Source organism: Pseudomonas kairouanensis, from assembly GCF_004682055.1.
GTDB classification, from domain to species: Bacteria; Pseudomonadota; Gammaproteobacteria; order Pseudomonadales; family Pseudomonadaceae; genus Aquipseudomonas; species Aquipseudomonas kairouanensis.
Genome location: NZ_QUZU01000028.1, coordinates 1 through 19,510 on the forward strand (window position 1 = coordinate 1; position 19,510 = coordinate 19,510).

17 protein-coding genes are annotated in these 19,510 nt (G+C 60.0%); 9 read left to right on the forward strand and 8 right to left on the reverse strand.

Annotated features, from left to right (window positions below; translation table 11 throughout):
* Positions 1-103: 103 nt before the first annotated feature.
* The 3 genes from DYL59_RS20230 to DYL59_RS20240 are packed head-to-tail and all read left to right on the forward strand — an operon-like array spanning position 104 to position 3,669.
* Positions 104-763, forward strand: coding sequence for a paraquat-inducible protein A (locus DYL59_RS20230; RefSeq protein WP_135290748.1), 660 nt, complete (start codon positions 104-106; stop codon positions 761-763).
* Positions 750-1,373 carry a paraquat-inducible protein A gene (locus DYL59_RS20235; protein WP_135290749.1) on the forward strand — a complete coding sequence of 208 codons (624 nt, stop codon included), beginning with the start codon at positions 750-752 and terminating at the stop codon, positions 1,371-1,373. The genes DYL59_RS20230 and DYL59_RS20235 overlap by 14 nt, the downstream gene beginning before the upstream one ends.
* Complete coding sequence (locus DYL59_RS20240; protein WP_135290750.1) at positions 1,366-3,669, forward strand: PqiB family protein; 2,304 nt, start codon at positions 1,366-1,368, stop codon at positions 3,667-3,669. The genes DYL59_RS20235 and DYL59_RS20240 overlap by 8 nt, the downstream gene beginning before the upstream one ends.
* A 167-nt stretch (positions 3,670-3,836) precedes the next feature.
* On the opposite strand, the gene mksF is transcribed toward DYL59_RS20240, so the two are convergent.
* The 3 genes from mksF to mksB are packed head-to-tail and all read right to left on the reverse strand — an operon-like array spanning position 3,837 to position 8,636.
* Positions 3,837-6,665, reverse strand: a complete 2,829-nt coding sequence (mksF, locus tag DYL59_RS20245; RefSeq protein ID WP_135290751.1) for an Mks condensin complex protein MksF — start codon at positions 6,663-6,665, stop codon at positions 3,837-3,839.
* Entirely contained in the window at positions 6,662-7,369 is a 708-nt protein-coding gene (gene mksE / locus DYL59_RS20250) for an Mks condensin complex protein MksE (RefSeq protein ID WP_135290752.1), read from the reverse strand. The genes mksF and mksE overlap by 4 nt, the downstream gene beginning before the upstream one ends.
* The gene (gene mksB / locus DYL59_RS20255; RefSeq protein WP_135290822.1) at positions 7,359-8,636 is read right to left on the reverse strand and encodes an Mks condensin complex protein MksB; all 1,278 of its coding nucleotides are present in this window, start codon (positions 8,634-8,636) and stop codon (positions 7,359-7,361) included. Before mksB ends, mksE begins: the two co-directional genes overlap by 11 nt.
* Before the next feature lie 187 nt (positions 8,637-8,823).
* Between mksB and DYL59_RS20260 the strand changes: the two genes are divergently transcribed.
* Both DYL59_RS20260 and rimI read left to right on the forward strand, forming a co-directional pair.
* Complete coding sequence (locus DYL59_RS20260; protein WP_135290823.1) at positions 8,824-9,570, forward strand: energy transducer TonB; 747 nt, start codon at positions 8,824-8,826, stop codon at positions 9,568-9,570.
* Entirely contained in the window at positions 9,563-10,015 is a 453-nt protein-coding gene (rimI, locus tag DYL59_RS20265) for a ribosomal protein S18-alanine N-acetyltransferase (RefSeq protein WP_005784514.1), read from the forward strand. Before DYL59_RS20260 ends, rimI begins: the two co-directional genes overlap by 8 nt.
* Positions 10,016-10,072: 57 nt before the next feature.
* Here the strand turns inward: rimI and DYL59_RS20270 are convergent, their stop codons facing one another.
* The gene (locus DYL59_RS20270; protein ID WP_135290753.1) at positions 10,073-10,375 is read right to left on the reverse strand and encodes a serine kinase/phosphatase; all 303 of its coding nucleotides are present in this window, start codon (positions 10,373-10,375) and stop codon (positions 10,073-10,075) included.
* 139 nt (positions 10,376-10,514) lie between these two features.
* Here DYL59_RS20270 and can point away from each other — a divergent pair, with 139 nt between their 5' ends.
* Positions 10,515-11,159, forward strand: coding sequence for a carbonate dehydratase (gene can / locus DYL59_RS20275; RefSeq protein WP_003188288.1), 645 nt, complete (start codon positions 10,515-10,517; stop codon positions 11,157-11,159).
* Positions 11,160-11,164: 5 nt separating this feature from the next.
* Here can and DYL59_RS20280 read toward each other — a convergent pair whose 3' ends face one another.
* The 4 genes from DYL59_RS20280 to DYL59_RS20295 all read right to left on the reverse strand — a co-directional run bounded on the left by DYL59_RS20280 (position 11,165) and on the right by DYL59_RS20295 (position 16,302).
* Positions 11,165-11,662, reverse strand: a complete 498-nt coding sequence (locus tag DYL59_RS20280) for an SET domain-containing protein (RefSeq protein WP_135290754.1) — start codon at positions 11,660-11,662, stop codon at positions 11,165-11,167.
* Positions 11,663-11,820: 158 nt separating this feature from the next.
* Positions 11,821-12,990 carry a hypothetical protein gene (locus DYL59_RS20285; RefSeq protein ID WP_135290755.1) on the reverse strand — a complete coding sequence of 390 codons (1,170 nt, stop codon included), beginning with the start codon at positions 12,988-12,990 and terminating at the stop codon, positions 11,821-11,823.
* A gap of 122 nt (positions 12,991-13,112) precedes the next feature.
* Positions 13,113-14,813 carry an acid phosphatase gene (locus DYL59_RS20290; protein WP_135290756.1) on the reverse strand — a complete coding sequence of 567 codons (1,701 nt, stop codon included), beginning with the start codon at positions 14,811-14,813 and terminating at the stop codon, positions 13,113-13,115.
* Positions 14,814-14,883: 70 nt separating this feature from the next.
* On the reverse strand, positions 14,884-16,302 hold the full coding sequence (locus tag DYL59_RS20295) for a short-chain fatty acid transporter (RefSeq protein WP_122514145.1): 1,419 nt from the start codon (positions 16,300-16,302) through the stop codon (positions 14,884-14,886).
* Between the two features lie 185 nt (positions 16,303-16,487).
* Here DYL59_RS20295 and DYL59_RS20300 point away from each other — a divergent pair, with 185 nt between their 5' ends.
* The 3 genes from DYL59_RS20300 (at position 16,488) to DYL59_RS20310 (ending at position 19,494) form a co-directional block, all read left to right on the forward strand.
* On the forward strand, positions 16,488-17,792 hold the full coding sequence (locus DYL59_RS20300; protein ID WP_135290757.1) for an MFS transporter: 1,305 nt from the start codon (positions 16,488-16,490) through the stop codon (positions 17,790-17,792).
* A 71-nt stretch (positions 17,793-17,863) separates the two neighbouring features.
* On the forward strand, positions 17,864-19,000 hold the full coding sequence (locus DYL59_RS20305) for an XRE family transcriptional regulator (protein ID WP_135290758.1): 1,137 nt from the start codon (positions 17,864-17,866) through the stop codon (positions 18,998-19,000).
* Entirely contained in the window at positions 18,997-19,494 is a 498-nt protein-coding gene (locus tag DYL59_RS20310) for a DUF4411 family protein (RefSeq protein ID WP_135290759.1), read from the forward strand. Before DYL59_RS20305 ends, DYL59_RS20310 begins: the two co-directional genes overlap by 4 nt.
* Positions 19,495-19,510 lie beyond the last annotated feature (16 nt).

Genomic DNA, 19,510 nt, shown 5'->3' on the forward strand with positions numbered 1-19,510 from the left:
GGACGCGAGAAAAGCGGACCAAGCACGCAAAAATTTGCTCAGTTATTTCTGAACCAGACCACTAGAATAGGCACCTAACCTTTTTAGAGTCCGAGCCCTACTTATGCCCGATCCGGTTGATGCCCTTGAGGTATCGGATTTACCACTGGACGACCTGGTGGCATGCCATGAGTGCGATTTGCTGATGCGCAAGCCTGCGCTCGCCCTTGGCGAAAAGGCCCAATGCCCGCGTTGCGGTTATGAGCTGTACGCTCACCGCCACAATGTCGTTGAGCGGAGTCTCGCGCTGGTAATAGCCGCGCTACTTCTGTACATACCAGCGAACTTTTTGCCGATCATGCAGCTCAATCTACTTGGGCAGTCCTCTGAAGATACCGTGTGGAGTGGCGTTGTCGGCCTGTTCGACACCGGTATGCAAGGCGTGGCTGCCGTAGTATTCCTCTGCAGTATGGGGATCCCGTTGCTCAAGTTACTTTGCCAACTGGCCGTACTCCTCAGCATTCGTTGGAAGATTGGCCGCAGCTATGGACTGTTGCTCTACCGCATCTACCACCATATGAAAGACTGGGGAATGCTGGAGGTCTACCTGATGGGCGTCCTGGTAGCGATCGTGAAACTCGCCGACATGGCCTCCATCACGATTGGGTTGGGCTTGGTCTGTTTCATCAGCCTATTAATGGTCCAGGTATTACTTGAGGTGGTGATGTCGCCCCACCAGATCTGGCAAGCACTGTCTGGGGAGGACGATCATGCGGGCGATTGATGCGGGCATTCTGATTTGTACCGAATGCCATGAATTGAACAAACAAGACCCGCAGAGCGATGAGCAAATCTGTACCCGTTGTGGTGCCTTGATTCATGCCCGCCGCCCCAACAGCCTCACTCGCACCTGGGCATTGCTGATCACGGCGGCCATTTTATATATCCCCGCCAACCTGTTACCTATCATGACCATCAACTCTCTCGGTCAGGGTGACCCGAGCACTATCATGGCCGGCGTGATCCAGCTCGTGCAGCACGGCATGTACCCCATTGCGGCAGTCGTGTTCATCGCCAGCATCCTGGTGCCGACGTTCAAACTGGTGGGCATAGGTCTGCTACTGTTTTCGGTGCAGCGTCACCAACCGCTCTCCGCGCAACAACGCATTGTGATGTACCGCTTTATCGAATTCATTGGCCGCTGGTCCATGCTGGATATCTTCGTGATCGCCATCCTGGTGGCGGTTGTAAACTTTGGGCGGCTTGCCAGTGTCGAGGCCAATCTCGGCGCTGCGGCGTTCGCCAGTGTGGTGATCTTGACGATGCTTGCCGCAGTAACTTTTGATCCCCGACTGATTTGGGATAACACGGAGTCGGACGACGACCATGAGTGATTTGCCAAAAGCTAAAACCCGCCCGGCCTCAAACTGGTCTGCCATTTGGGTATTACCCCTGATTGCCCTGATCATCGGCGGCTGGCTGGGGTGGCGTGCCTATACCCAGCAAGGCATCGAGATCCAGGTCCGCTTTGAAAGTGGCGAAGGTATCCAGGTCAATAAGACCGAAGTCGTCTACAAGGGCATGCCTGTGGGCAAGGTCAAGGCCTTAGCTCTGGATGACGAGGGTAGTAATCGCGGGGTGATCGCCACCATCGAGATGAACAAGGACGTCGATCAATACCTCAAGACCAATACGCGCTTTTGGCTGGTCAAGCCCAGCGTAAGCCTGGCGGGCATCACCGGCCTGGAAACCCTGGTATCGGGCAACTACATCGCCGCCAGCCCAGGCGACGGTGAGCCCACGCGCAAATTCAAGGCGCTCTCCGAAGAGCCGCCTTTGTCCGATGCCAAGCCCGGCCTGCACCTGACCATCAAGGCTGACCGCCTGGGTTCTCTCAATCGCGGCAGCCCAGTGTTCTACAAGCAGATCCAGGTCGGCCAGGTTAAAAGCTACCTGCTCTCCGAAGACCAGAGCACTGTAGAGATCAAGGTCTATATCGAGCCGACTTATGCCAACCTGGTGCGCAAACACACGCGTTTCTGGAACGCCAGCGGCATCAGCATCGACGCTAACCTCTCGGGTGTGAAGGTGCGCAGCGAATCCCTCTCCAGCATCGTCGCCGGCGGCATCGCCTTCGCCACGCCGGAGAACCGCAAGGACAGCCCACCGACTGATCCGAGCCTACCGTTCCGCTTATATGAGGATTTCGACGCCGCCGCGGCCGGTATCAAGGTCAAGGTCAAGCTCACTGACTTCGAAGGCCTGCAAGCCGGGCGTACCCCGGTCATGTACAAAGGCATCCAGGTCGGTAGCCTCAAAACCCTCAAGATCGACCCGGACCTGTCCAGCGCCAATGCCGAACTGACCCTCGACCCGCTCGCTGAAGATTACTTGGTGCAAGACACCCAGTTCTGGGTAGTGAAGCCGTCTATCTCCCTGGCGGGCATCACCGGCCTGGAAGCCCTGGTTAAAGGCAATTACATCGCCATCCGCCCCGGCGACAAAGGCAGCGCCCCCCAGCGCGAATTCGTCGCCCGTGCCAAAGCGCCACCGCTGGACCTGCGTTCCCCTGGCCTGCATATGGTGTTGTTCACCGACAACCTGGGCTCCCTGGATGTCGGTAGCCCGATCCTCTACAAACAGGTCAAGGTCGGCTCGGTGCAGAGTTACCAGTTCTCGCGCAAGAACAAGCAACTGGTGATCGGCGTCCATATCGAGAAGGAATACGAAAACCTGGTCAATGGCTCCACGCGGTTCTGGAATGCCAGCGGTGTCACGTTGACGGGTGGCCTTACTGGCGGCATTCAGGTGAAAAGTGAATCTCTGGCCAGCCTGATGGCCGGCGGTATTGCCTTCGAAACCCCTGAGCCGAACGTACCGCTGAAAAAACGCATCCCACGTTTCCGTTTGTTCACCGACCGCGAAGCTGCCAACCAACATGGCACCCTGGTGACCATCAAGGTCGACCGTGCCGATGGCATGCGCCCTGGCACGCCAGTACGCTTCAAGGGCCTGGACGTGGGCAAGATCGAAAGTGTGGACCTGAGTGCCGACATGCAATCGGTGCTGCTCAGTGCGCGCATTACCCAAGTGGCAGACCGTATTGCGCGGGTTGGCAGCCAGTTCTGGGTGGTCAAGCCGGAGTTGGGCCTGATGAAAACGTCGAACCTGGAAACCCTGGTCACCGGCCAGTACATCGAAGTGCAACCCGCGGCAAAAAATGCCGGACCGCAAAAGAACTTCGTTGCGCTGGACCAGCCTCCAGAGGCGGTACACCGGGAAGAGGGTTTGAGCCTGACGCTCAGTGCCGCACGTCGTGGTTCGTTGAAGGAAGGTGTTCCAGTCACGTACCGTGAAGTCACCGTCGGTAAAGTCACGGGTTACGAGTTGGGCCAGACCGCCGACCGTGTACTTATCCACATCCTGATCGAGCCTAAATATGCTCCGCTGGTTCGCGGTGGCAGCCGCTTCTGGAACACCAGCGGTTTTGGATTGGACTTCGGTCTGTTTAAAGGCGCGACGGTACGCACCGAATCCCTGGAAACCCTGGTCGCCGGTGGCATCGCTTTCGCCACGCCAGACGGCGAGCGCATGGGCAATGCGGCGCGGCCGCAGCAGACGTTCCCGCTATTCGACAAGTTTGAAGAGGAATGGCTGACCTGGGCGCCGAAGATTCCGCTCGGTAAGTAGACCGAAGCGCGGCCTTCGCGAGCAAGCCCGCTCCCACACTCGACCGCTTTCCAAAGGATGTACTCGGTCAAATGTGGGAGCGGGCTTGCTCGCGAAGAGGCCAGGACAAACAACAAAAAGGCCCCTGGATTCTCATCCAGGGGCCTTTCGTATTTCAGCGAAACAAATCAGACCTCATCCAACTCCGCCTCATTCACCGTCGCCTTAACCACATCATGACGACGGATGTACTTCCAATCCGCCTCATCGATATAGATCCCGTTCGGCCCGCTGCCGCCTTCCAGGTCGATCGCCACCTGGGCCGACACCTGCGGCTTCACACTGGCCAAAATCGGCACAAAACCCAACTGCAAACTGGTTTCCAGCAACGCCGCCTGGTTCTTCTCATCGATATCCGCCGCCTCGTCGAGGTAGTACGGCAAACGCACACGCCCGGCCTGGTCGCGGTCCATCAAGTGCAGCAACAAGTACATGTTGGTCAGCGCCTTGATGGTCATGGTGGTGCCGTTGGACGCGGCGCCGTCGATGTCGGTGTGGATCACCGGTTGGCCATGTACCTTGGTGATCTCGAACGCCAGTTCGAACAGATCCTTGAGGCCCAACTGGTTATGGTTGGCGGCCACAAGGCGGGCCAGGTATTCCTTGGCCTCTTCGTTCTTGTTGTCTTGCTCGGCGCTCTGGCTCAGGTCGAACACCGACAGGGTTTCGCCTTCTTCATACTGACCGGCACTGTGGATGATCTGGTCGATATGCTTGAGGGCTTCCTTGTTCGGCGCCAGCACGATGCGGAAGCTCTGCAGGTTGGACACCTGGCGCTTGTTGATCTCGCGGTTGAACAGCGCCAGTTGATGCTCAAGGCTGTCGTAGTCGCTGCGGATGTTACGCAGGGTCCGTGCGATATCGGTAACTGCCGCGCGGCGCGCCTTGCCCAAGGTCAGCGCTTCGTCGGTGCGGTGCGCATACGCGTTGATCAGCAGTTGCAGACGACGCTCCACGTCATCCTCACTGTCGAATTTGGCCACGCCCTTGAGGCGCACTTGGGCGTACAGCGCTTCGATCTGGCCATCGGCGCGCAGCAAGCCTTGCCAGCTGTCCTGATAGTCGTTGAGCAGCGGCAGCAGGTTGTCCATGGAGTCGTCGACCGGGTCCATGAACGGCGTGCCGAACGGCAAGTCCGCCGGCAGCAACTGGCGACGGCGCAGTGCGTCATCCAGAGTGCGTTGCTTGGCTTCCATATCGCCAATCTGGCGGCCCACCAGTTGCAGCTTGGCGGACAGTTGCTGGACGCGTTCGGTAAACGCATCGCTGGAACGCTTCAACTCGTCCTGGGCCGCTTCCATCTGCGCCAGGTTTTCCAGCTTCTCGCCTTCTTCGGCGCTCAGGGTCTGCGCACGGCGGAAGTCTTCCAACGCCTTCTGCGCATCCAGCACCTGCTGGTACAGCGCTTCGGTCTGGGTCTTGCTCGCCGCGCGGTCAGAGGCGACTGCTTGCTGGGTCTTGAGCTGCTTGAGTTCTTTTTCCAGACGCTCTTTCTGGTCGCGCAACGCGGCGCGATCCGCCAGGGCCTGCAATGCCGGCGGTTCGATGTGGGAGATGTCGATGGACAGCCCCGGTACTTCAAAGCGCTCGCCCTTGAAGCCATCGAGAATCTGCTCCAGGGATTTAACCCACTGGCCTTCCTCATCCAGGGTGATGCCATGCTCGCCCAGCGGCAGGCTGAACAGCGAACTGTTGAACAGGCGCATCAGACGCTCTACATCCTGCTGTGAGAATTCTTCTCGCAGTTTGGCGTAGCTGTTGTTGTCCGCATGGTCGAGTTGCTGCTTGACCGACTTCAAGCGCTTTTCCAGATCCCGCAGGCGTTCGTCCAGGTCCTCGGCGCTGAACTGCCGTGACTGCGCCAAAGCGCCCGCCAGTTCATCGTGGGCATCCTTGGCCGCCAGCAATTGCTGCTCCAGCACCTTCACGTCATCCACCAGCGCAAAGCGATGCTTGAGCACCGACAACTCGCCCAACCAACGCTGGATGCCACTGATCTCGCGTTCCAGGCGCATCAGCTCCTGGGTGCCGCCGCGCTGGTCGTTCTGCAATGCATCCTGCTCGTTGCGGTAGTGCTCGGCCTGGATGGTCAGCTCTTCCTTGCGCGCACTGGCGTAGTCCGACCAGGTGCCCAACAACGAGTCGAGCAACGGCGACAAACGATGCAACTTGCCGCGCAATACATCACGTACGCGAACGCCATTGGCCAGTGCTTCGACCAGTGGCCCTGCGGCGACCAGCGAGTTGTAGTCCTGCTCCATGCGTCGTACATCGCGGAAGGCTTCTTCGCACGCCGCGATGTAATCCACGCTGCCGGAACGCAGGCTGTGTTCGAACGCATCCAGGAACAACTGCTTGAGCTTGGCGGCGGTAATTTCGCGCATGTGCAGCAGGTTGATAAACAGCGCGCGGAAGGTCTTGAGGCTCTGCTCGCTGGTAGAGCGCAACGGGATCAACGTCAGGTCCAGCGGGATCGACGTGTGGCCGCCCACCAGCAGACGGCGTAGTTCGTCCGGCTTGAGTTCGTAGGCTTTCAGGCCCTCGCGCTCAAGGTTGGTGAACAGCTCTTTCTGGCGCAGGCAGGTGTCGTTCTTCTGGTAGTGGGCCAGGTCCAGCTTGCCGGCGTAGGCAAAGAACTGGTGGCCGAAACCACCGCCCGGACCGCGGCCGACCACACCGATTACGTGGGGGCCGTGGGGCAGGGAGACCTCCACCAGGATGTAGCTGGTGTCGGTGGCAAAGTAGAAGCGCCGCGATTGTTCCAGGGTGTACTTGCCGAAACTCATGTCCGACATGCGCGCCAAAATCGGGAACTGCAAGGCGTTGATCGACGCGGATTTACCCAGGTTGTTTGCGCCATACACCGACAGCGGTTCTTCCAGCGGGAACAAACCCAGGCTGTAGCCGGCGGTGTTCAATAGGGCAAAGCGGCGGATGCCGTAGCGTTCCTTGCTCATGCGTCGGTCTCCTGTTCTTCGGCAATGGCGCGGGCCAGGGCGTCTTCTTCGCTTTCGTCAGCAAAGTCGCTCAGGTCCAGCGGGTCATCGGTTTTCAGCAGTTTCTCATCGCTGTCCTCGTCGATGATCACCGGGGCCGGCAGTGGCAACACGCTGTGTACGCTGGCGGCGAGGTCGCGGTCTTGCTGTACCGACAGGCACACATCGAGGAAGCGATGCATCGGCGGCAGGAAGCGATAAACGCCGTTATCTTCGCTGGCAAAACCCAGTTGGGTCATGCGGCGCATGATTTTCTCTTCGAGTTCTTCCTGGGTCTGCACTTCGGCCTGGATAAACAGGTCGCGGTATTTTTCCAGCAACGACGGCAATTCATCACGGCCCAGGCTACCGCCGTCGAGCACGGCAATCGGGTCGCGGCCCTGGTCGGCCAAGTGCTCGACGATGATGAAGGTGAACAACGCCAGGCGCTGGGCAGTCTTGTTCACTTGCGCGGCGGCCACGGCGGTGTCCGGCACGAAGTAGTAGAAGCCCCGTGTGTCGCATACCAGCTCAAAACCCAGGGCCTTGAACAGCGTGCGGTACTGGTCCTGGAAGTTCGACAGTTGGGCGTACAGCTCCGGGTCGCGACGGCTGACGTGATAACCCTTGAACAGCTCGCGAAAGATCGGCGCCAGCTGGGACAGTTCGGATAGATCAAGATGCATGAGGTGTACTCGCAGATTGCTCGGCCACATCAGAAGAGGCCGGGAGCAGGGCGAAGGAGCGCAGGCTGACCTGGTGCTCGTGTGTGTGGTAATCGCGACGTTCCAGGCGTTCGCGCTTGAAGCGTTTTTCGCGCGAGAGGCGCGAGAACCAGTACAGCAATTCGTCGGTGGCGCCGTTCGGTTCCTGCTCCAGCAGCCAGGTCATCAGGTCGGGCATCGGCAGCGCGTCTTCGCAGCGTTCGAGCATTTCCTTGACCGTGCGCGGTGCACGTTGGGCTTCGCCCTTGTGGGATTTGTGGGCCTTGGGGAAGCGCGCCGGTTTCGGCTCGAAATTCGCCAGGGCGTACACATAGGCTTCCACCTGGCTGGCACTGCCCAGGAAGGTGCTTTGCGGGCGGGTAAACATCGGCATGGCCGCTTGCGGTACCGCGTCCAGGCCTTTGCGGCGAATTGCCGACAAGGCCAGCGCCGCGCCACGGGTCACGGCATTGTGGCGACGTGCTTCTTCGCGCAGCGGCAGCAGCAGCTCCCGCGCATGGCGCAAGGTCAACTGGGCGCTGGTCTGCATTTCGAGAATGCGCGCGTGGGTGCGCAGCAGCATGTCGTCGTCCACCAGGTGGCCGAGGCGTTGTTGCTCGGTGAGCAGGCGCAACAGTACGTTTTCAACCTTGCGCACGCCTTGTTCGAAGGCGCCGTCGGCGTTCACCAGTTGGATCATCGGTTCGACGTATTCGTCCCAGGTTGCCAGTACTTCTGCATAACGCTGGCGCAACGGGATCTGGCGGTCGCTGGTCTTGGCACGGTCGGCCACGGCGGCGAGGGCTTGTTCGTCGTTGGCGAGTTTTTTCAGCACATCCCGCACGCGCATATCCAGCAGGCGCAGTTGGCGGGCCAGGTCGTGGCCATCACGGATGTCGAAGGCGTCTTGGATGTAGCCGGCCAGGCGCTCAAGGTGGCGCAGGTAGGCTTCGATTTCCAGGCACAGGCCAAGCCGGTGCTCCTTGCGAAGATAGGCCAGGAAATCGTGGATCTGCGCGTTGAGCTCGAAACGGTTCGGGCTCTTGGCGACAGGCACCAGGATATCCAGGCGAATCCACACGTCCAACAGGCTGGTGATGTCCTGTGGCGTGCTGTCCAGTTGTTGGGCGGCCAGTTGTGCGCGCAGCTCGCCAAGGCTCAAGGTGCCTTGGTCGAAGTGTTCGCACAAAGGCTCAAGTAAGGCCCAGTGTTCGGCGAGGGCGCGTAGGACGCGCTTGGGTTCGATCATGGGAATGGCCGGTTGGTTGGCGACGAAAAGTCGCGATTGTACTGCATCAGGCACGGGATTTATCCACAGCCGGTCAGTGCGCAGTGGGCGATTGTTACCGAACAGCGGTAGAATCCCCGCTCTTTAGTTATCCACAAGTGGCCGAGCTGTGCTTATCGAGTCCCGACGTCGCGCTTACTTGACCGCCATGCAGGTGGTCAACTGGCTGCCCCGCACCGAACTGCCGTTTGCCGCGCCGTCGCGGCCTGAGTTGCTCGAAGCGCTTGAACCCTACGAGGCATTCGAGTCTTCCGGCGAAGAGGCGGCTGCACCGGTAGCGGTGGTCAAGACCGAAACGCCCGTGCGCCCGGTGGTAGAACGGGCCAAGATCGAAGTGCCGCGCCCGTCGCCGGTGGCCAAGGCGGCTGTGGTGGCCGAAGCAGCGGCTGCGGTGGTCAAGGCCCCGGTCGTTGCGCCGCCGCGCTTTGCCCTGCAACTGCTGCGCGCCGGCCGCTGCCTGCTGCTGGTGGAGTTGCCCACCGGCGAACGCTTCCAGAGCCGCGACCCGGCCTACCTGTTACTCAAGGACATGCTGCGCGCCGCCGGCCTGCCCGACAGCCCGCAGATCGTCGGTGACCCGGTGCGCTGGCCGTTGCTGGTGCGCGGCAACATGGACCAGGGCCCGGAGGCTGCACGGGATTTTGTGCAAGGTTTTGTGTCTGCGCGCCTGGAAGACGAACCCTGCGTATGCCTGTGGCTGATCGGCCTGCCCGCCGTGCGTTTTGCCGGTGAGGCCAATGCCGAAGCCTGGTACCGCGAGCTGCAGGTCGAAGGCCTGGGTTCGGTATGGGCCCTGCCGGGCCTGGAATTATTAATGGAAGAGCCACAGCGTAAGGCTGATGTCTGGCAAGCCATGCGCCGGCTGATGGCGCGCTGGAAAACAACCGATGAGTGAGGCTTTATCCTTCCGCCCGATGACCGAGGCTGACCTCGACGCCGTGCTGAAAATCGAATACGCGGCGTTCAGCCATCCCTGGACCCGTGGGATTTTTCTCGACGGGCTGGGCAAGTATCAGATCTGGTTGATGTTTGAAGGTGAGCAGCAGGTGGGGCACGGGGTGGTGCAGATCATCCTCGATGAGGCTCATTTGCTGAACATCACCGTCAAGCCGGAAAACCAGGGGCGTGGGCTGGGCTTGGCACTGCTGGAGCATCTGATGTCCCGGGCGTATGCCGCCAGTGCGCGGGAGTGTTTCCTGGAAGTGCGTGACAGCAATACCGGGGCGTTTCGTTTGTATGAACGCTACGGTTTCAACGAGATTGGCCGTCGTCGGGACTACTACCCCGCGGTGGGTGGCCGCGAAGATGCAGTCGTCATGGCCTGCACGCTGGTCGACTAAGCGATGATCCCATGTGGGAGCGAGCAGGCCCGCTCCCACATTTTAGATGGCGTCGTCTCAGCGGTTTGCGTCTACTGGGTCAATGTCAGCCAATTCAGCCTCATCCAACCCATTGCCGCCGCCAATCTCATTCTCATCAACGATGCTCAGATCATAATCCGCCGGATCATCATCCCCTTCCTCCAGCGCATCCCGCGCCCCGCTTTCAGGCGTCAGCGTTTGCGGGGTCAATTCATCGCCGCTCTGCGCCGTCGGTGTGTCTTTATCAAAATCCAGCTCGCGCATCGAACCCATGCGGTCTTCGTTGTCATCGATCGGTTCGGGTTGTGTAGCACCGTAGGGACGTCGTGATTCAGTCATGGCCAATCCTCATACTGTGGGGCTTATAGTGTGTGGACAGGCTTCGCGCCCCAAAGATTCAAGCTAATTTGCGCTTGGCGTGACCCGGACGAAGGGATGTCAGTCACAAACCTGCGCATCATTCCTGAGGCTTTCCCTGATGAACGAACTACAAGACCTGCTTGATAACAACGAACGCTGGGCGGATGCGATCAAACAGGAAGATCCCGAATTCTTCGCCAAGCTCGCCCGCCAGCAAACCCCCGAGTACCTGTGGATCGGCTGCTCCGATGCCCGTGTCCCGGCCAACGAGATCGTGGGCATGCTGCCCGGTGATCTGTTTGTACACCGCAACGTCGCCAACGTGGTGCTGCACACCGACCTCAACTGCTTGTCGGTAATCCAGTACGCAGTGGATGTGCTCAAGGTCAAACACATCCTGGTTACTGGCCACTATGGCTGCGGCGGCGTGCGTGCCTCGATGCAAGACCGCCAGTTTGGCCTGATCGACGGCTGGCTGCGCACTATCCGTGACCTGTACTACGAAAACCGTGACGTGCTGGCCCAGTTGCCGACCGAAGAAGAACGTGTCGACCGCATGTGCGAACTGAACGTGATCCAGCAAGTGGCCAACGTCGGTCACACCAGCATTGTGCAAAACGCCTGGCACCGCGGGCAGAGCCTGTCGATCCATGGTTGCATCTATGGCATCAAGGACGGCCGCTGGAAGAGCTTGAACACCACCATCAGTGGTTTTGAGCAGTTGCCACCGCAATATCGCCTGCGCCCGCTGGGCGAAGCCTGAGGCGATCACCGCTCAAGGTATTGGGCCATGAACGCCTGGCCTTCGGCATTCAGCGGTTCCTGGCTGCCGGTGATCCAGCGCCGGCAGCGTAACTCGCTACAGGTGCAGGGGAATTGGCGCGCCAGCACCTCCTCGGTGCTGGCGTAATCCATGGTCAAGGGGTCGCCGGGAGCAATGGGTCGCAAGGTCCACAGTTCCAGGTACGTTGAGTCAAAAAAAACGTTCGGGTTGCACGAGTGCTTCAGCAGGCCGCAGAACCAGCAGTCGTACAGGTGGATACGCGACGATAACTGCAAGGTGTGCAGGCGTCGTTCGCCCACGGCCCAACCGGAGACCCTGGCAATACGCACGCGACTGTCAAACGGGACACGCGCCTTGACGCCGTTATCCGATACCTGAAAGTGCCGGGTCGAGGGGTAGCCCTGTTCAACCGTCAGGGACTTGAACGGGTACAGGCAGGCAGGCGTGACGGTTTTAGCCTTATCCATGGCTTGAGTTTTCATAACTCTCCTGGGCTCGGCTGCATCGACCTGCGGGTGGAACCTGACTACCAGTCTTGCAGCGAATGGACGCGGCTCAAGACTTGCTGATGTTGGATCCGATTTCTACTGTCAAAGTTGACAGTAGAAATAGATGTTCTTTTGTGGATAAGCCTTCTCAGTCACGGCACCGGAACCGCTACTGCTGGCACTGGCACTTCATTTTTCAGCTGTTTCAACTGTGCCTTGATGGCGGGCGTGGCGCATTTGGCGTTGGCCTTTTCAATTGGCAGGTTGCGCACTGAGGTGTAGAACAGTTCGCAGGTCTGTTCCTTGCGCGTGACCTGCCAGGTATTCATGCAGGCCTTGAGCAACACATTCGGATCGCTCGCGGGCTTTTGCCCCATGCCGGCCTGCCAGCAGGCGGCGCTCAAGTCCTGGCCCATCACCTTCAAGCCGGCCTCATCGGCTTGCTGTTCATTGCCGTCATAGGTTGCGGGGTCGGCGGCATACCAGATGTAGCTTGGGTGGTTGGCCCCCAGTACCGAGACGGTTTTGCCCGCCTCCGGACTGATCTGCGCCAGGCCCAGTACACCTACGCTCTGCCCGTATTGCTGCTTGATCCAACTGCGCACCGGCGAACCGAACGCTACCATCGGCAACGAGCCGTTGGGCAGCAGGCTCAGTTCCTTGACCATGCGGGTCTGATAGTCGGTGAAGTAGCCGTAGACGCTTTCCAGGTCTTTGCCGGCATTGGACGGCGCGGCGATGGGCGCGATATCGATGATGGTCTGGTAGGCCGGGGTTTCAGTGGCCGGGACGCCATTGTCGGTGAGCAGGCTGGCCCAGCGGTCGGTGGTGGCCGATTCCAGGTAGTCCTGGGCCTGGGTCAGCGAATAGTCCGGCGGGAAGTGCAGCAGTTCGATGCTCTTGCGGTTTTCCAGGGCCATGCCCAGTGGCAGGAACAGGTACCAGTTGTAGGCCCACTTGCCGTCGCTGTTAAGTTTACTGGCACCTTGGTAGGCCAGGTCGGCGGTATTGAGCAGCGTGGTCAAGGGCTGGCCGTAGCGGTCGGGAACGCCGGTAAACGTTGCCGCCACCTGCCCGTCGTGGATCTTCACACTGACTTTGGCGCGACTGTAGCCGTCACGCTGCAGGCTCTGGGCCAGGTAATGCTCGGCGGTCTGCTCAAGCGTCCATGGCCGAAAGCAGATCACATTGCAGTTATTGGGGAACGCGAACAGCTGGGTGACACGTTGCGTGCTCCCCAGCGGTACCTCGATGTCGGCCTGTACGACCGCACTGGCCATCAGTGCGGCCAGGGTGAAGGACAGCCTGGTCGGTTTAAACATGTGTGATTCCTTGTCAGCGAAAGCCCGTCTGCGCGGGGTGAAAGCCCACCTCCACACAGTAGCGGCTGACGAGTGAAATCGCGTGCAAAATCGCCAGGCGTGTCGCTAATGGATAAGAAAACCTACACGTCGAACTGCAAGGCGTTGCTCAAGTCGCCCATGGGTTTCTGGCCGCGGGCGATCATGGCGTCGTCGCGTTGCTTGAGGCCGTCCAGTGTCTCCAGTTGGAATACACGGGTAATCAACCGCAAGATCGACGCGGTGTCATACACCGTATGGTCCATCGTGCCCTTGCGCGCAAAAGGTGACACCACCAGTGCCGGAATCCGCGTGCCAGGGCCCCAGCGGTCGCCCTTGGGCGGCGCCACATGGTCCCACCAACCGCCGTTTTCATCGACAGTCACCACCACCACCATGTTTTTCCACTGCGGGCTCTCTTGCAGCACCTTCAAGGCGCGGGCGATATGGCGGTCGCCCGAGGCGACATCCGCGTAACCGGCATGCATGTTCAGGTTGCCCTGGGGTTTGTAGAAACTCACGGCGGGCAGCTTGCCGGCCTGGGCATCGGCAAAAAACCTGTTGGTGCTGGACTCATCCCCCAAACCGCCGTCGCGCAAGCGTTTATCCCGCTCGGCGCGGTTCTGGGGGCCCTGCTGCTTGAAATAGTTGAACGGCTGGTGGTGATACTGGAAGTTCGGGATCTTGGGGATACCGCCCGAGTCCTTGAACTGGTCCAGCGTGGCCTGCCAGGCACCGGCATACCAGGCCCAGTCGACGTTCTTTTTCGACAGCTTGTCGCCGATATGCTCGTGGGTTTGGGGCACCAGCACGTTGGGCAGGTCAGGTTTTGAGTAGTCCGGGTTTTCCGGGTCGCGGATCCAGGTGGGCCAGTAGGGCGGGGCCAGGGTGTTTACGGCGAAACCGTCCGGGGTCAGGGCGCTGGGGCCGAATTGCGGTGCGCCGGTCATGGCGCTGGCTGGGGATTTTTCCAGCGGCTTGAGGCGCGGGTCGGTGGGGTCGTCACTTTGCAGGGTGGCGATCTGCGCCTTGGCCACCGATTGTGCGGCGTTTGGATAAATTGGAGCGGTGGCGCTGATCAGGTACTGGTGGTTGAGGAACGAACCGCCAAAGGCCCCTTGGAAGAAGTTATCGCAGAGTACAAACTCCTTGGCCACGTCCCACAGACGCAGGGCGTAACGGCTCTGGGCGTAATAGCCCATCACCAGGCCGCCGGAATCGGCCCAGGCGACGAACTGGTCATTCTTGCCACCGTTGATCTGCATCTGGTTCTGGTAGAACACATGCCACAAGTCGCGGGTGACCAGGCTCAGCGGCAGGTCTTCGGCGTTCGGGCCCTTGAGGGCGAACGGCGCGTTGGGCAGGTTTTGCTGGAACTGCACCTCACTGGGGTAGGTCACGCCGTCGACGCTTTGCGGGCCAACTTGCAGCACGCCGCCCCACGCCGGGGGCAGGGTGGTCAGCAGGCTGCCGTCGCGGTCGCGTTGCTGGGCGTCGGCTGGGCTGAGTGCCGACAGCGGTTTCTCCACGCCGGGGAAGTTCGCGAACAGGTTGTTGAAGCTGCGGTTCTCGGCATAGATCACCACCACGGTTTTCACCTGGTCGTGCAGAGCTTTGTCCAACTCCTGTGGCGTGAGCGGCCGTGCCACAGGCTTGTCCGGCGCTTGGTTGGTATTGCCGCAGGCACTTAACGTCGCGCCCACCCCCAGCACCGCCGCGCCCCCCAGGAAGCGCCGGCGGCTGGTGTCTACCGGCGTTTGGGCTGTGGAATCGGGGGAAGGGCGGTCTTCGTGCTCATCACTCATTGCGGAAGGTCCTTGCTGGCGAGATGTTGCAAGATATTTCGCAGGACGGTAGCAATGCAATGTGACGGAATTAAGGCATCACCGGCGGCAAATACTTCAACGTCGTCCCCAACGCCCACAACAGGAACAACACCAGCGGCGTGTGCACCAGCAACTGCACAAAGGAAAACCCGATCAAATCCCGCGCCTTCAACCCCAACACCCCCAGCAACGGCAGCATGTAGAACGGGTTGATCAGGTTCGGCAGCGCCTCGGCTGCGTTATAGATTTGCACCGCCCAGCCCAGGTGGTATTGCAGGTCGTTGGCCACTTGCATCACGTAAGGCGCTTCGATGATCCACTTGCCGCCGCCCGACGGGATAAAGAAGCCCAGCACCGCCGAGTACACGCCCATCAACAGGGCGTAGGTGTCGTGGGAGGCGATGGAGGTAAAGAAGGTGGAGATATGGTGCGCCAGGGTCTGGCCGTCGCCGCCCTTGACCACGGTCATCAGCGCAGCAATCGAGCCATACAGCGGGAACTGGATCAGCACGCCGGTGGTGGTTGGCACCGCACGGGCCACCGCATCCAGGAAGCTGCGCGGGCGCCAGTGCAGCAGCGCACCGACCATGATGAACAGGAAGTTATAGGTGTTCAGCCCCGAAATGGCGCTGATCGCAGGCTTGGTGGAAAACTCGTGGAACAGCCAACCGGCCGCCAGCAGGGCCAGCAAGATGGTCAGCAACGGGCTGTGTTCCAGCCACTCACCTGGGCGAGTCGGCGCTTGAATCTTGGGCAAATTGAACGCCGGGTCAACGCCGCAGGCCTTGGCGTCACGCGCACTGTTCGGGCCGGGTGCGGTGGCATAGGCGATGATCAGCGACACCACGATCAGCGCCAGCAACAGCACGCCCGATTGCCACAAAAAGATGGTGTCGGTGAACGGAATCACCCCGGTGATTGACAGGATCGACGGCGGCAAGCTCGCCGGGTTGGCCTGCAACTGCGCCGCCGACGATGACAGCCCCAGCGCCCACACCGCGCCCAAACCCAGGTAGGCCGCCGCGCCGGCCGCGCGGTAATCCATGCGCAAATCCGTACGACGGGCCAACGCCCGCACCAGCAAACCGCCGAACACCAGCGACAACCCCCAGTTCAGCAAAGAGGCAACCATGGATATCAAGGCAACCCAGGCCACCGCCGAGCGGCCGTTTTTAGGGATGCGCGCCAGGCGGTCGATCAGTTTCACCGCCGGTGGTGAACTGGCCACCACATACCCACCGATCACCACGAAGGCCATCTGCATGGTGAACGGGATCAGGCTCCAGAACCCATCGCCGAACGCCTTGGCGGCCTCGGTCGGCGCCGCGCCCATGCCCAGGGTCGCCACGGCGACGATGATCACGGCGAGGGCGGCAAACACCCACGAGTCGGGGAACCAGCGCTCGGCGAAGTTGGAGCAGCGCAGGGCGAAACGGGCATAGCGGCTTTCTTCGATAGCATCGGCCACGAGTCTTTCCTCTTGTAATTATTAGGGTGCGGGCAATTTTTCGGCATGTTCCGCTACCCCCATTGATATGGGAATGCAGTTATCTTCATCGATCCATGAGGAAAACAAATATATCTGTCGCGATTGCCATCATCCGGCCCACCTCATAACCTGCACGCCATTTTGTTTCTCTGCCGAGCCTCACCATGACTGCCACCTTTTCTCCACAGGCGCAGCGCTTTTCCCGCTCCGACTACAAAACCCTGGGCCTGGCCGCCTTGGGCGGCGCCCTGGAAATCTACGACTTCATCATCTTCGTGTTTTTTGCGCTGACCCTCAGCCAACTGTTTTTCCCCCCGGAAATGCCCGAGTGGCTGCGCCTGCTACAAAGCTTTGGCATTTTCGTCACCGGCTACCTGGCCCGCCCGCTAGGCGGCATCCTGATGGCGCACTTTGCCGATCACCTGGGGCGCAAGCGGGTGTTCAGCTTGAGCATCTTGATGATGGCCTTGCCTTGCCTGCTGATCGGGGTCATGCCGACCTACGCGCAAATCGGTTATTTCGCACCGCTGATCCTGTTGGTACTGCGCGTACTTCAAGGCGCGGCGGTGGGCGGTGAGGTGCCCAGCGCCTGGACCTTCGTCGCCGAACACGCGCCGACGAATCATCGGGGTTACGCTCTGGGGTTCCTACAAGCCGGGCTGACCTTCGGCTACCTGCTGGGCGCCCTCACTGCCACACTGCTGGCGCAAGTCTTCACCCCCGCCGAAATCCTCGACTACGCCTGGCGCTTCCCCTTCCTGCTGGGCGGTGTGTTCGGCGTGATCGGCGTTTGGCTGCGCCGCTGGCTCAGCGAAACCCCGGTGTTCCTCGACATGCAGGCCCGTCGCCAGGCTGCCGCCGAACTGCCCCTGCGGACCGTGCTGCGTGACCACCGCGCTGTGTTGCTGCCGGCGATGATCCTCACCTGCGTGCTGACGTCCGCCGTGGTAGTCCTGGTGGTCATCACCCCGACCATGATGCAGAAAACCTTCGGCATGACCCCCAGCCACACCTTCGCCTTGAGCGCGTTGGGTATCGTGTTCCTGAACATCGGCTGCGTCCTCGCCGGGCTGCTGGTGGACCGCATCGGCGCCTGGCGCGCGGTGCTGGTCTACAGCCTGTTGTTGCCGGTGGGGGTGGCGGTGTTGTACGCCAGCCTGATCAGCGGCGGCCTCTGGTTGGGCGCGGCCTATGCGGTAGCGGGCTTGAGTTGTGGGGTGGTGGGCGCGGTGCCGTCGGTGATGGTCGGGTTGTTTCCGGCGCAGGTCAGGGTGTCGGGTATTTCCTTTACCTACAACATTGCCTATGCGTTGTGGGCGAGTACTACGCCGCTGCTGTTGATTGCGCTGATGCCGACGAGTCCGTGGATTTGCGTGGGGTACTGCGTGGTGATGGGGGCGGTGGGGGTGGGGTGTGTGGCGCTGTTTGGCAAGCGCAATGCGTTGGATACAGTTACAAATGGGGCCTAGGGGCCATCAATTGACGAGCCGGGTAGCCACTCCTATAGTCACGTCCACTTCTGACTAGCGATTTTTTATCCATGACCCAGACCGCCTTTATCAACCCTGCAATCCTGTCCTGGTCTCGCCAGCGGGCTGGGTTGACTGAGGCGCAAGTTGCCAAGGGCATGACGGTCAAATTGGAAAGGGTCGTGCAGTGGGAAGGCGGTGAGAGCCTGCCTACCTTTACCCAAGCGCAAAGGTGGGCGGCCACTGTGCATGTCCCTTTCGGTTTCCTCTTTCTCAAGACGCCACCCCAGGATCAACTTCCGCTTCCAGACCTGCGTACAGTCAGTGGCGTGATGCCCGAAAAACCCAGCCTGAACTTAATGGACACCATCAGAGACGTGCTCCGCAAGCAGGACTGGTACCTGGAACACTTGCAGAGTCACGAGAGCTCCCCGCTGCCCTTCGTCGCAAGTTTCAATAGCCATTCGCCCATCAACGATGTTGTTGCAGATATCCGTCGTGTCCTCGGCGTGACGGATGCTTATGCACGCATGGGCTATGAGGACTATGTGAGGGCATTGGTCATGGGTGCGGAAGATGCCGGAATTCTTGTGATGCGCAGTGGCGTTGCTTTGGGGAATACCCATCGCAAACTAGATGTCAGCGAATTTCGAGGGTTTGCGATTAGCAACGCTATGGCGCCCGTGGTTTTCATCAACAGTGCGGATGCGCCATCGGCACGGCTTTTTACGTTGATACATGAGCTGGCGCATATCTGGATCGGCCGCACGGGTATCTCTGATGGCGGCAATCAAAATCCCCGCAAGGAAGAAGCTTTTTGCAATGCAGTGGCGGGAGAGTTTCTGGCGCCGGAACGCGTTTTTCGATCGAACTGGGTTTCGGATGTTTACTGGGAAGAAAACCTTGCACCCTTGGCCGCACTCTTTCACGTCAGTGCGCTAGTGATTGCTCGTCGTGCCCGTGATCTTGGCTATATCAGTGATGATCAGTACGGCGCTTATTACCGTCAGGTTTTGCAGGCGTATCGAGATAAAGGCGGTACCGGAGGGGACTACTACCGCACGGCCGCCGTCAGAAACAGCACCCGGTTGAGCAAGGCCGTTCTTGCGCAGGCGCAAAGTGGCAGGATTTTGCTGCGGGACGCCGGGAAGTTGCTGGGTGTGCAGCCCGCCAAGTTGAGGGCTTATGGGATGAAGCTATCGGCATGAAGCACCTACTGGATTCGAATACGCTGATCGAGGCCAAGAACCGGTATTACGGGATGACAATTTGCCCTGGCTATTGGGCATGGATTCTTCAACAGCATCAGGCGCTGGAGATTGCCAGTATCGTGCAGGTCCGTGATGAACTGGCCAGAGGCAATGATGATCTGACGCAGTGGGTAAAAGGAAACACGCAGCTTTTTGAAGACGCAAGCGATGAGCCAACACAGGCTGCCTTTGGGCATGTTGTCGCGACGATTGCGCAGCAGGCGTCTGTCATGAAGGCTGGAGCGTTCGAAGAGTTTCTTGAGGGGGCTGATCCCTGGTTGATTGCCAAGGCGATGACGACAGGCGCCGTGGTTGTCACCCATGAGGTCTATAACCCCGACATCAAACGCAAATTCACGATTCCCAACGTGTGTTCGCTCTTTGGTGTGCCGTACATGAATACATTTGAGCTGCTCGGCAAACTTGATGCTCGCTTTGTTTTGCATCAATGAAGTCGTTGAGGGGAAG

Bases quoted from the DNA above. Each gene is read 5' to 3' on its own strand.
- DYL59_RS20300 (WP_135290757.1), top strand. From the start codon at position 16,488: ATGACTGCCACCTTTTCTCCACAGGCGCAGCGCTTTTCCCGCTCCGAC.
- DYL59_RS20285 (WP_135290755.1), bottom strand. From the start codon at position 12,990: ATGTTTAAACCGACCAGGCTGTCCTTCACCCTGGCCGCACTGATGGCC.
- DYL59_RS20260 (WP_135290823.1), top strand. From the start codon at position 8,824: ATGCAGGTGGTCAACTGGCTGCCCCGCACCGAACTGCCGTTTGCCGCG.
- mksF (WP_135290751.1), bottom strand. From the start codon at position 6,665: ATGAGCAAGGAACGCTACGGCATCCGCCGCTTTGCCCTATTGAACACC.
- DYL59_RS20230 (WP_135290748.1), top strand. From the start codon at position 104: ATGCCCGATCCGGTTGATGCCCTTGAGGTATCGGATTTACCACTGGAC.
- rimI (WP_005784514.1), top strand. From the start codon at position 9,563: ATGAGTGAGGCTTTATCCTTCCGCCCGATGACCGAGGCTGACCTCGAC.
- DYL59_RS20235 (WP_135290749.1), top strand. From the start codon at position 750: ATGCGGGCGATTGATGCGGGCATTCTGATTTGTACCGAATGCCATGAA.
- DYL59_RS20240 (WP_135290750.1), top strand. From the start codon at position 1,366: ATGAGTGATTTGCCAAAAGCTAAAACCCGCCCGGCCTCAAACTGGTCT.
- DYL59_RS20305 (WP_135290758.1), top strand. From the start codon at position 17,864: ATGACCCAGACCGCCTTTATCAACCCTGCAATCCTGTCCTGGTCTCGC.
- DYL59_RS20310 (WP_135290759.1), top strand. From the start codon at position 18,997: ATGAAGCACCTACTGGATTCGAATACGCTGATCGAGGCCAAGAACCGG.
- DYL59_RS20290 (WP_135290756.1), bottom strand. From the start codon at position 14,813: ATGAGTGATGAGCACGAAGACCGCCCTTCCCCCGATTCCACAGCCCAA.
- can (WP_003188288.1), top strand. From the start codon at position 10,515: ATGAACGAACTACAAGACCTGCTTGATAACAACGAACGCTGGGCGGAT.
- DYL59_RS20270 (WP_135290753.1), bottom strand. From the start codon at position 10,375: ATGACTGAATCACGACGTCCCTACGGTGCTACACAACCCGAACCGATC.
- DYL59_RS20280 (WP_135290754.1), bottom strand. From the start codon at position 11,662: ATGAAAACTCAAGCCATGGATAAGGCTAAAACCGTCACGCCTGCCTGC.
- mksE (WP_135290752.1), bottom strand. From the start codon at position 7,369: ATGCATCTTGATCTATCCGAACTGTCCCAGCTGGCGCCGATCTTTCGC.
- mksB (WP_135290822.1), bottom strand. From the start codon at position 8,636: ATGATCGAACCCAAGCGCGTCCTACGCGCCCTCGCCGAACACTGGGCC.